General features: G+C 35.3%; 10 protein-coding genes. 4 read left to right on the forward strand and 6 right to left on the reverse strand.

Features of this window, described 5'->3' with window-relative positions; all coding sequences use genetic code 11:
• Positions 1-27: 27 nt before the first annotated feature.
• Complete coding sequence (gene ytvI, locus ACXAEY_RS23535; protein ID WP_474815720.1) at positions 28-1131, forward strand: sporulation integral membrane protein YtvI; 1104 nt, start codon at positions 28-30, stop codon at positions 1129-1131.
• Between the two features lie 128 nt (positions 1132-1259).
• On the opposite strand, the gene mltG is transcribed toward ytvI, so the two are convergent.
• Both mltG and ACXAEY_RS23545 read right to left on the reverse strand, forming a co-directional pair.
• A complete protein-coding gene (mltG, locus tag ACXAEY_RS23540; RefSeq protein WP_474815722.1) occupies positions 1260-2354 on the reverse strand; it encodes an endolytic transglycosylase MltG in 1095 nt (364 codons plus the stop codon).
• A 139-nt stretch (positions 2355-2493) separates the two neighbouring features.
• Positions 2494-2979: a hypothetical protein gene (locus ACXAEY_RS23545; RefSeq protein WP_474815724.1), complete on the reverse strand. Its 486-nt coding sequence runs from the start codon at positions 2977-2979 to the stop codon at positions 2494-2496.
• A gap of 389 nt (positions 2980-3368) precedes the next feature.
• Here ACXAEY_RS23545 and secA point away from each other — a divergent pair, with 389 nt between their 5' ends.
• Positions 3369-5876, forward strand: a complete 2508-nt coding sequence (gene secA, locus ACXAEY_RS23550) for a preprotein translocase subunit SecA (protein ID WP_474815726.1) — start codon at positions 3369-3371, stop codon at positions 5874-5876.
• 209 nt (positions 5877-6085) lie between these two features.
• Complete coding sequence (locus tag ACXAEY_RS23555) at positions 6086-6946, forward strand: hypothetical protein (protein WP_474815728.1); 861 nt, start codon at positions 6086-6088, stop codon at positions 6944-6946.
• A gap of 36 nt (positions 6947-6982) precedes the next feature.
• On the opposite strand, the gene ACXAEY_RS23560 is transcribed toward ACXAEY_RS23555, so the two are convergent.
• A complete protein-coding gene (locus tag ACXAEY_RS23560; RefSeq protein WP_474815730.1) occupies positions 6983-8263 on the reverse strand; it encodes an N-acetylmuramoyl-L-alanine amidase in 1281 nt (426 codons plus the stop codon).
• A 159-nt stretch (positions 8264-8422) separates the two neighbouring features.
• Here ACXAEY_RS23560 and ACXAEY_RS23565 point away from each other — a divergent pair, with 159 nt between their 5' ends.
• Positions 8423-8662 carry a hypothetical protein gene (locus tag ACXAEY_RS23565; protein ID WP_474815732.1) on the forward strand — a complete coding sequence of 80 codons (240 nt, stop codon included), beginning with the start codon at positions 8423-8425 and terminating at the stop codon, positions 8660-8662.
• Between the two features lie 31 nt (positions 8663-8693).
• On the opposite strand, the gene ACXAEY_RS23570 is transcribed toward ACXAEY_RS23565, so the two are convergent.
• The 3 genes from ACXAEY_RS23570 to ACXAEY_RS23580 form a co-directional block, all read right to left on the reverse strand.
• Positions 8694-10202: an SH3 domain-containing protein gene (locus ACXAEY_RS23570; protein ID WP_474816526.1), complete on the reverse strand. Its 1509-nt coding sequence runs from the start codon at positions 10200-10202 to the stop codon at positions 8694-8696.
• A 183-nt stretch (positions 10203-10385) separates the two neighbouring features.
• On the reverse strand, positions 10386-10697 hold the full coding sequence (locus tag ACXAEY_RS23575; protein WP_474815733.1) for a hypothetical protein: 312 nt from the start codon (positions 10695-10697) through the stop codon (positions 10386-10388).
• Between the two features lie 102 nt (positions 10698-10799).
• On the reverse strand, positions 10800-11144 hold the full coding sequence (locus ACXAEY_RS23580) for a hypothetical protein (protein WP_474815736.1): 345 nt from the start codon (positions 11142-11144) through the stop codon (positions 10800-10802).
• Positions 11145-11189: the final 45 nt, after the last annotated feature.

The following is an 11189-nucleotide window of genomic DNA, read 5'->3' on the forward strand; positions in this document are numbered from 1 at the left end:
TAGAAATGTTTATCGAGGAGGGGTTGTATGGTTGATTTCATAAAGAGGTATCAAAAAACTTTAATAGATTTGTTTTTATTATTATTTTTAACTGTGTCACTGTTGTACTTTTCGTCAATGGTCATTAAGATTGCCGCGCCCGTAGTTCTGGGATATGTTTTCTTTGTAATTATTGAACCTTTAGCTGGATTGCTGCATAAAAAGGGGTTAAAGAAGTCTGTGTCATCGGGGATATCAATATTTGCATTTTTAATTATTTTTGCTGGCATTTCAACATTATTCATAGCTACTTTAATTACTCAGACTGAAAATGTGATAAACAACGTACCTAAATATAATCTCCAGCTACAAAGTCAGATTGACTCTTTAACTATTTTTGTAAACGAAAATATTGATAGGGTGCCTACGGAAATATCCGAAAAAAGCGCTGAAGTATTAGAAAAAACGGTTTCGGAAGTTTCTGCAGCTAGTATGTTAGTGCTTAAAGACTTTTTTAAAGCAATATCCTCTATACCCACATTGATATTTAATGTCTTGTTAGGATTGATCTTAGCCTATTTCCTTTCTGTTGAGAAAAATAATTGGAAAAGGTTTTATGATAAAAACGCACCTAATACTTTCAAAAAGCTCTATTCATTCCTAAGAGACAACGTTATGTCTGGTATTAAGAAGTACGCTTCTGCTCAGTTTAAGCTGATAGGTATTACTTTCTTATTTGTTTTAATCGGTTTGCTAATATTAAGAGTGGAGAATGCATTTATGATTGCCCTGGTTTCTGCTATTTTTGATATTTTGCCACTCCTTGGTATAAGTGCAATATTTTTGCCTTGGATCGCATATACAATTTTCATTTCTAAGGACATTGGTCTAGCTATTGCACTAGGAGTCATACTGGTGATAGTGATTTTATTTAGGCAGTTTGCAGAGCCTAAATTAGTTGGTGAGTCACTTGGAGTTTCAGCTTTTGTCATGCTTGCGAGCATGGTGGTCTTCCTTTCTCTCTTTGGAGTTGCAGGGATGATTTTAACGCCTCTAATTGTGATCGTTTTAAAAGAGCTTGTTCAGCAAGGATACCTTTCAACTTGGATAAGGAAGCCTGAAGGTGAATATGAAGAAGAAAAACCTGAGTAGTCCATTAGGACACTCAGGTTTTCTTAGTATATTTATGAAAAGATCCATGGTAAAATAATGTAGATTCCTTTGTCACTAAGTTTTTATTCGTATTTCCAAAAACCCTTGAAATACATCATAAAAACTTCTTAATTTTCCTCTGATTCTAATTTCTTCCACTCTGATTCGAATTCCAACCTATTAAGTTCGTGCTGTGAAAATGTTTCTGCATAGTAAGTCTTCCCATTTGGTCTTGCATAGAAATAAAGAGCTTTAAAGTTTGATCCCTCAGGTTTTAATACCGATTCTAGCGACTGTATACTAGGGGAGCCTATAGGACCAATTGGCAAACCATAAACATGATAGGTATTAAATGGTGATTCTGTAGCAATGTCACTATTGTACATAAATACTTTGTGCTCCCCATTTGCATACGCTGCAGTAATATCACTTTCTAATTTCATACTTTTGTTTATTCTATTAAAGAAAACCTGAGCCACTTTTGGTCTATCTTCCTTAAACTTAGATTCTTTTTCTACTACTGATGCGAAAGTGATGATTTCATCAAATGATAGATCGTTTTCTGCAATCGCTCTTTGGTTATCTTTATACCATTGGTGTGTAGCTGTTAACATATGGTTCACTACAATTTTGGGGTCTGATATTTCTTTAAAATGATAGGTATTGGCGTGTAGATAGCCTTCTAGTAAGTTTTTCTTGTCGGAATTGTATTCTGGTAGCCAGAAAAACTCCTTTTTAAGTTTTTTATACACTTCAGGATCATTTGTGTATTTCACGAAGCTTTCAGCAGAAAAGAGTCCGCTTTCTTCGAGAATCAAAGCCATTTGAGCTACTGTTTTTCCTTCTGGGATAGTAACTTTAACTCCTATATCTGAATCATTATTTGTTTCTCCGGAGTTAAATTGAGCTATTAGTGTATCGAAGTCCCCTTCTTCGATTGTGTAGTCTCCATGTTTAAAGACGATTTGAAATTTCTCGGGTTCTTTCTTAATCTTTTCATAATACAGAGATTTGAATTTCATATAATAATAAAATATATCAGCTTCTTTGATAACGCCACTTGCTTCTAAAAGGTCGGCGACCTGTTTTGCAGACTGACCGTGGAATATCGAGATTGTTCCCTGGTTTGCATGGTTATAATCTTCAAACTTCGCCTTACCCCATAAATAAATTCCCGTTAACATTATGATGAATATAAGAAAACTAATAATAAACTTCTTCAAACTTACACCTCTCTTCGCTATAGATAATAAGATGGTTTCGTGTTGTTTTGCACAAAATCATCCTCTTATAGTTTTTATAATTCATAGAAACCCCTCGTATACAAATAAAGGAACAGGTCAGAATAACAGACCTGTTCCTTTATTTCATTTCTAGATACCAGGCGGAAATTTTATTAATATATTTTTTGTCCGCTCCAACGATATAGTAATCATTTTCAAGTTTTACAATGATACTGTTTACGTCTTCTCCTCCTGATAAAGGTACCAGAACGTTAATGTTTTCTTGCTCGTATTCAATATTTAGCATCGCATCTTCTGACAGGCGTTGTCTTACTTCTTCTCTCCAGTCATCTTTATCAAAATCAGGTATGATCTTAATCTCGGGTTCCATCGATAATATAATTTTCTCTGTAATTGAAAACACTTGATAGTATTCTTGTGTATCTTTTAACGTTGTATTTTCTCCAATTATCTTTGGATGGAACTCCTTCCCTGCGTATACTTTTATATACCGATTAACATAGTTAGTTTCTTTTTTGGATAGATCCTCTGTTATGAATACATCGTCTTGGCTGCAACCAGTAAGTAGAAGAATAGCAATAAAAATAAACATTACTCTATTCATGACTAACCCTCCTCGAACAGTAATGCACCTCCTATAAAGGCACTTTCGCTATTTGTCAGTAAAAACCATAAAAATGTTATATGCGTTCTTTAGAATCTTGTGGTTTTTAATTGATTTTTTCTAGATTCACTCTATAAGAGAGAAAAAGGAGGGATCACTGTGAACGACCTTTGTAATTCATGTAAAAGAACTTTCGATGAGGAGCATGAATGGCATGAGTGTTCGGATTGCTCATATAGACTATGTTACTACTGCGCACGCAAGGAAGGCTCAAAATGTCGTAAGTGCGGAGATGGACGTATTCATTCTGAAAGGTAATGTGTTGCCCTCTTTAAGAGGGTTTTTTTATTTTTATTGAAAGAAAAGTACGCGAAAAGGAGTTGGTTCTAATGGTTAAAGTTTTTAATAAAATCTTTGATACTAACAAAATGACTATAAATAAATATAAAAAAATTGTTGAGAAAGTGAATTCATATGAGGAAGAGGTCTCCTCTCTAAGCGATCTAGAACTCAAAGGTAAGACAGAAGAATTCAAGGCGCGATTAGTAAAAGAAAAGGTTACGGATATCCTTCCTGAAGCTTACTCAGTAGTACGAGAAGCTTCCAAAAGGGTTTTGGGCATGAGACATTACGATACACAAATTCTAGGTGGGATCGTGCTAAACCATGGAGATATAGCTGAAATGAGAACTGGTGAAGGGAAAACTTTAGTCGCTACCCTCCCTCTTTATCTAAATGCGCTTACTGGAGATGGTGCACATCTTATAACTGTGAATGATTATTTAGCAGAAAGAGACTCTATGGAAATGGGCAAGGTTTTTGAGTTCCTGGGTATGAGTGTTGGTTTGAATATTTCGGGATTAAATAGTGAACAAAAGAAATCTGCTTACGAGGCTGATATTACTTATGGAACAAATAGTGAGTTTGGATTCGATTACTTAAGAGATAATATGGCGGTGTACCAACATGATAAAGTTCAAAAGGGTTTGGATTTCGTCATAGTTGATGAAGTAGATTCCGTATTAATAGATGAGGCTAGAACACCTCTCATTATTTCTGGTAACTCAAAAGATTCTACAGAGACATATTTAAAAGCTAATAAATATGTGAAAACACTAAAAAGGGATGAAGATTACATAGTAGATATCAAAAGTCGAAGTGTGCAAATGACTGAAAATGGTTCAGATAAGGCTGAAGCTTTTTTTGGAGTGGAAAACATATATGATTATTCAAACGTTAGTCTAGTTCACCATATTAATCAGGCATTGGTCGCATCTGCAATAATGAAGCGAGAAGTTGATTATGTAATCAAAGAAGGAAAAGTTGTTATAATCGATCAGTTTACAGGGAGGTTGATGGAAGGTAGGCGCTATAGTGATGGACTGCACCAAGCTATAGAAGCAAAAGAAGGATTAGCAATTCAGCAAGAAAGTAAAACGCTTGCCTCTATTACCTTTCAAAACTACTTTAGAATGTACAACAAGATATCGGGCATGACTGGTACTGCTAGGACCGAAGAAGAAGAATTCAGAAAGATTTATAATATGAATGTTGTAGAGGTCCCTACAAACAGACCGGTTATAAGAAACGACTATCCTGATTTCATTTATAAAGATGAAAAAGAAAAATTTGAAGCAGTTGTTCAAGAGGTTAAGAAACTAAATCATGTAGGACAACCCGTCTTAATAGGAACTATAAACGTTGAAACAAGTGAATCTCTTTCTAAGCTTTTCAAGCAAAAAGGGATTAAACATAATGTATTGAACGCTAAAAACCATGGAAGAGAAGCGGATATCATTGAGGATGCCGGGCAAATGAATTCAGTCACTATTGCCACTAATATGGCTGGAAGAGGGACAGATATAAAGATTAATCAAGAGGTTAAGGATTTGGGTGGGCTAGCTATTATCGGGACAGAGAGGCATGAATCTAGGAGGATTGACAATCAACTGCGTGGTCGTTCAGGAAGGCAGGGTGATCCTGGTGAGAGTAGGTTCTTCGTCTCGTTAGAAGATAATTTGGTTAGAAGGTTTGGCTCAGATCGATTGAAATCGGTTATGGAAAGGATGCCTTTGGAGAAAGGTGAGCCTATTGAAAGTAAAATCATTACTAAAGCTATTGAAACCGCACAAAAGCGTGTAGAAGGTAATAATTTTGATGCTAGAAAGAAAATCTTAGAATACGATGATGTTATGAGAGAGCAACGAGAAATAATTTATAAACAAAGAGATGATGTTCTTTCTTCGCAAAACCTAAGACAAGTCATTGAAAAAATGACACAGTCAACTATAGAAAGGTTGCTAGATACTCATGCACCTGAAAAGATGGTCTACGAAGATTGGGATTTAGTAGCTATATGTGAGTTTATTAAAAATAATTATCTTAATGAGACTGAAATCACTCCTCAAGAACTAAGAGGTAAAGATAGAAGTGAGATTAAAGAAATAATACTACATGAAATAAGTGCTGCTTATGATGCAAAAGAAGAAAAATTCCCTAATGAAGTTATTAGGGAATTAGAGAAATCAATCATCATTAAAAGTGTTGATAGGAAATGGATGGACCATATAGATGCTATGAGTCAACTTAGAGATGGAATTCACCTAAGAGCCTACGGACAAAATGATCCTTTAAAGGAATATGCCTTTGAAGGTTATCAGATGTTTAGTGATATGATCTCCTCTATTGAGGGAGAAGTGTCTAGTAATTTCATGAGAGCACGCCTAACTTCGGAACCTAAAAGAGAAAAAGCTGTTCAGGGTACAGCAAAAGTGGATAATGGTAATACTACTCCTACAAATAAACCAATAGTCAAAGGTGATAAAGTTGGTCGGAATGAGGCGTGTCCTTGTGGTTCCGGTAAGAAATACAAAAAATGTTGTTCACTTACAACTTGAGATAAATATTCTCATTTTGCAAAAGAGATAGAAAGGGTTTGGCTTACGCCGAACCCTTTCTTTATGGAGAAGTTTTTCTTTTTTTATATAAACAGTGTATTTCGTGATAGAATTTTACAAATCCACAGCAACTATAAGGTTAATAAAGTAGCTATATCAAACACTTCTCCTCTTTCAAACTAAACGACAAAATCGAAAGGAAGTTAACAATGAACAATACCCAAACAAAAGTGTTACTAGTACCAAAAGAAAAAGATTTGCAAAGAATTACCAAGACACCAGATGCTACTGTAGAAGCGGAATATGGCGAAACAGTTTTAGAAGGGAAACACGTTACATTAGCTCACCACGTTGAAAAATACAAAAACAATCCCGCTCCATGCATGTCTAAAGTGAGACCTCTTAGAGAAGGTTCTACAATCGTTATATCTCATATTGACTTAGATGCATTGGGAGGTGTACTCGGTTTATTAGGGTTAAAACCGAAGGATGATGATTTTTGGAGAGCGGTTGAGTATATTGATGTTAATGGTGTCCATCATATTAGAAAGTTCCCTGATCAAAAGCGAAAAATCGAAGCTTATTGGGCATGGATGTCTTTTAATTGCCGTACAGAAAAAGAAGGGGTCACCGATGTGACTGATATGATTTTACGACAACACAAAGTTATTAAAAGGATTTTAAGCGGAGATCAAAAGTTATTGTGGGATGGAGAAAGATGGTCAAAAGGATTAAAGAAAAAAGTGGAACGCTGTCTTGTAGAAGAGGATCAGAACGTCAGAGTATTTATCACCAATGATATATTTTGTAGTTCATCTTATTACTCCCCCAAACAAGCTAGAAACGTTCCGATAACTATCACTTATAAGACGGCTGATAGTTCGATCCGTTTGGCGACTTGTGAAAAAACTATTAACGTAAAGGAGATTATGCAAGAACTATTTGGACTAGAAGCAGGAGGTAAATCAGGAATTGCTGGAAGTCCCAAAGGAAGACGAATGACACGTTATGATTTTGAAAGAGTTGTGAAAAGGGTTAAAAAAATATTCGAAATGTCAAAGGTAAGTTAAAAAAGAGAGGTAACCTTTACCTCTCTTTTGTATTAATTAATATCCAAAGTATTCATTCACACCTTCTCTTATTGATTTTGCGGTTTTAGATTGATACTCTCCACTTTTTATCTTCTCTAAATCTGACCAGTTTGAAAGGAAGCCGAACTCTAGTAAGACTGATGGCATAGTAGCCATTCGATTCACATAGTAACTCTTATTCCTTACGCCTCTATCTATGCTACCTATAGAAGATTGTACGTGGCTATGTAAGATCGTAGCAGCTTTTTTACTTTTTTCAGGATATGGGTTCATATTGCCATCATAATCATCCCTAGCGTTGTAATAAGTCTCTGTACCTCTTATGGAGGAGTAATACATCCAGTTACTGTGTACTGAAAGTAATAGGTCTCCTTCTTTGTCCTCAGCAAAATCTAATCTGCACTGCAACTCTTCAGAGGAGCTCTTATATCCTGGCTTACATTCTCTATCAGAATCTCTCGTCATAAACACCGTGTAGCCCTCTTCTTCAAGTTCATTTTTTATTTTTTGTGATATTGAAAGATTAACTTGTTTTTCATATGTATAACCATCAACTGCTCCCGCTCCAGAGTCTCTACCTCCGTGCCCTGGATCAATTACAATAATTTTGTTCTTGGGTTCAGTTTTTTCTTTTGTTGGTTCTTCCACTACTATTTCCTTTACATAGTCTAAATGGATATACCCTACTTTCGTTTCAAACTTAACTTTTCCCCAAGGTCCTTCCCTTTCGACAATTTGAACTTTATCTCCATTTTCAAGCAAGCCTATCTTCTTGTTCCAAACTGCTGGACCATTTCTAAAGTTTAAATAGTCAGCTGTAACTACGGCAAATTCTTTTGTTTCTTTATTTTCAGTTTTGGACTCTTCTTTGACTTCTTCGTTTTCCTTTGAAGGTGTATTATCCTCTTCTACTTTAAGTTTTTGACCGATAAATATAATATTACTTGTTAAGTTATTAAGTTCTTTTATTTTCGTTACTGAAACTTTAAATTCTCTACTAATTCCATATAAAGTATCACCTGATTTAATACTATATGTACTGTATGAAGGAGTTTTATTTTCTTTCTCCTTTTTAGGTTTATCTTCTGTAAGTGAGAGTTTCTGCCCTACAAAAATCACATTGCTTTTTAATGAATTTAGAGATTTTAATGTAGAAACAGATATGTTGTTATCCGTACTTATTCTCCACAATGTATCGCCTGATTTAACTGTGTACTTTGTTTGCGCGTTTGCATATTGCTCCCCTATATTGAGTGCAAGAAATGCAACGATAAGGAATGTGACTATCCTTCTCATAGGTATATCCCCCCTTTTAAACTTTTTAATGTTACTTAGTTGAAGAAGAATGTCAATTAATCGTTACAGTTATTTTAGTTAGGAAGTTGTCGATATTTCGATTTAACTAAAAGGAAAATGAATTCATTTGGGAAAAAGATTAAAAAAGGAGGGGTTTTAATGGATAAAACCGCGATTAATGCTGAAAGTTATTATGCTATTCAGTTCTCTAATGGAAAATTTCTTCATGATTGCCCAAGTGGTAATCTTTCATACAGCGAACTAAATGAAGCGAAAAGGTTTCTGACGCAAGAAGGTGCAGTAAAGGCTACTGCTAAATTGGAAGATACATCGGATGAGCTTTCTCTTCCTAAGGAATTTAACGTTGTAAAAGTCGTATCTGAAGTGATTAGAGTTTAAAAAAAGAAGTGCCCAGCTGGGCACTTCTTTTTTATTTGAAATAACTTATAACGCCATTATGGATACCTTCTGCAAATTTGTACTGATAAGAATTTGAACCTAATTTTGCAGCATCGCTACTATTCGTTACATAACCTGTTTCAATAAGTGCACTTGGAATGTTATAGCCACTATTACGAAGTACAGCGAAGTTAGCGTATTTCACGTATCGGTCTCTTGTATTAGCACTATCAACCATTTTATCTTGAATCAAATTCGCTAGCTTCTTGTCTCCTCTTGAAGAGTTGTACCAGAAAGTTTCAGATCCATGAGCTGAAGATGGTCCAGCATTTGAATGGACACTTAAGAACATATCTGCATTGTGTTTTTTAGCTACTTCAGGACGACAATTTAGGTCACTTCTGTAAGAATGACCTGCTGGTGCGCATGCAGTATCAGTAGTGCGTGTCATAACAACTTTCGCCCCAGAAGCTTCTAACTTGTCTCTTAGTTTGAGTGAGATAGCCAGATTCACATCTTCTTCGTGTACAATTCCTTGTGCTCCAGCATAACGACCTCCGTGACCAGGATCGATAACAATTACTTTTCCTTTAAGTTCAGAAGATTGAACTGCTTGAGTATCTTTTGAAATAGTCGTTGAGCTACCTGTAGTTAGATATCCATTATGTACCCAACCATTCTTACCATTTACTGTTACGTAGTCCCAATTGCCTTTTGTACGATTTACCTTAACTTCTGTTCCTTTTTTCAAATATGTGATTACATCATAGTTTGTCGATGAACCTTTTCGAAGAGATAGCCAATAGGCTGTCACACTTTTACTAACTACTTTAACTTCTTCTTTTTCTTCAGCAGGATTATTATTAGTCAAGTAGTTATTGTGAACATATCCCTTCTTACCATCAACAGTAATGTTATCCCAATCCCCCGTTGTTGAATGGACATTTACCTTCGTCCCTTTTTTCAAATAGGAGATCACGTCATAGTTCGTAGAAGGACCTTCTCGAAGTGTAAGCCAAGTAGCTTTAACTGTTTTCGACGATGTGTCTGCAACAGCTTTGCTTCCTGTTAAATAGTCTGCATGGACGTAACCATTATGACCGCTAACTTTCACTTTTGCCCAGTCACCGCTATAACTAGTAACGATTACTTCTGTACCTTTCTTTAGATATGTGATCACTTCATGATTTGTAGAAGGTCCTTGTCGAAGCGTGAGCCAGTATGGTTTTACTTCTCTTACGCTGTCTGATGATACAACAACAGATTCAATGTCTAAGTATGAACTATGAACATATCCGCTCTTCCCATCATATGAAACTTTCGACCAACCATTTGTTTGTTTATCGATTTGGACTTTGGTTCCCTTTTTTATGTAGTTGAGAGCTTTGTAATTTGGAGAAGGACCACTTCTAACGGTGAGCCAATACGAAGTCACCGTCCCTTCCTTCAAACTTGCTCCTTCTGCTGTAAGTGTATTGGAAGTAAAAGGTACAAGCAGAACAGAGAGCATCATGAAACATGCTAACATGGAAATTTTCATTTTCCTCAAATTTGATCACTCCTTTTCCTGCTGCTATATACCTCATTGACCTAAAAGGAGTCTTTCCTTTCAATTTTTAATAAAAAAATATCCCTTCTCTTTCTAAGAGGGATATTAGCGTTAAAAGGGCTTTAGAAGACAATTGAAAAAGCAACTTCTTCAGTTGCTTCGCAGAATAATTTCTTAATTTTTATAAACTCTTGGACCCCTTATACTGAAGTCTATTTTCTTAATATCGGTTACAAGTGCTATATGGTCTCTCTTCTGTACTTCGATTAATACTTGTTTATCAATTTCTAAGCTACACGTACTATTGTTATCTAGCTTTCTAAATACTTTTATTACATTACCAGAAATAGAGTTATCACTGATTGGTGCCAACCCTTCTTCTAATCGGGATTTGTTCACTTTTTTTAATTTTAAATCCATTCCTTCAGAATATCCTACACCAATGTTATCTCCATTAATTTCAATAGTTTTCTTGATCGTCACCATGTCCATTCCTCCATCTGTTTGTTATTTCCAATAGCATTTTAGCACGGAAACAGTATTGCAGAAAAAAGAATCCTAATATTATCAGGATTCTTCAGAGATTAACTATCCTACTCTTTTAAGTTCAACTACCTTGTGGGACTTCATCCAAGCTTTGTTTACACTCTTATCCCAAACTGAAGTAATTTGAAAAGATAAGCTTCCGCTTTTTGCAATTGAGACTTCCCCTACAATTTTTGTAAGATCATCCTCAATAATATAGTGGTTCTCGCTTTCGTTATTTGAAAATGAAATAGTGTTGATGTCTAACTTCTCAATTAGAGAACCCATAATTGAATCAAACGTAATGAAACCATCAAACACGTTTTCGACTTTCCTATTTACAAAATCGCTCATCTCAACGTTTACAAAGTTTTCTTGTTTGTCCCCAAAAATTGTTCCATTATTCATATTAATCATCTCCCAATTATTTTTGAAAAGCGGTTCCGTTTGCTT

Source organism: Anaerobacillus sp. ABA4_114 (genome assembly GCF_056159065.1).

Coding starts and splice junctions, on each gene's coding strand:
- ytvI (WP_474815720.1), top strand. CDS start 28: ATGGTTGATTTCATAAAGAGGTATCAAAAAACTTTAATAGATTTGTTT.
- ACXAEY_RS23545 (WP_474815724.1), bottom strand. CDS start 2,979: ATGAATAGAGTAATGTTTATTTTTATTGCTATTCTTCTACTTACTGGT.
- secA (WP_474815726.1), top strand. CDS start 3,369: ATGGTTAAAGTTTTTAATAAAATCTTTGATACTAACAAAATGACTATA.
- ACXAEY_RS23555 (WP_474815728.1), top strand. CDS start 6,086: ATGAACAATACCCAAACAAAAGTGTTACTAGTACCAAAAGAAAAAGAT.
- ACXAEY_RS23560 (WP_474815730.1), bottom strand. CDS start 8,263: ATGAGAAGGATAGTCACATTCCTTATCGTTGCATTTCTTGCACTCAAT.
- ACXAEY_RS23565 (WP_474815732.1), top strand. CDS start 8,423: ATGGATAAAACCGCGATTAATGCTGAAAGTTATTATGCTATTCAGTTC.
- ACXAEY_RS23570 (WP_474816526.1), bottom strand. CDS start 10,202: ATGAAAATTTCCATGTTAGCATGTTTCATGATGCTCTCTGTTCTGCTT.
- ACXAEY_RS23575 (WP_474815733.1), bottom strand. CDS start 10,697: ATGGTGACGATCAAGAAAACTATTGAAATTAATGGAGATAACATTGGT.
- ACXAEY_RS23580 (WP_474815736.1), bottom strand. CDS start 11,144: ATGAATAATGGAACAATTTTTGGGGACAAACAAGAAAACTTTGTAAAC.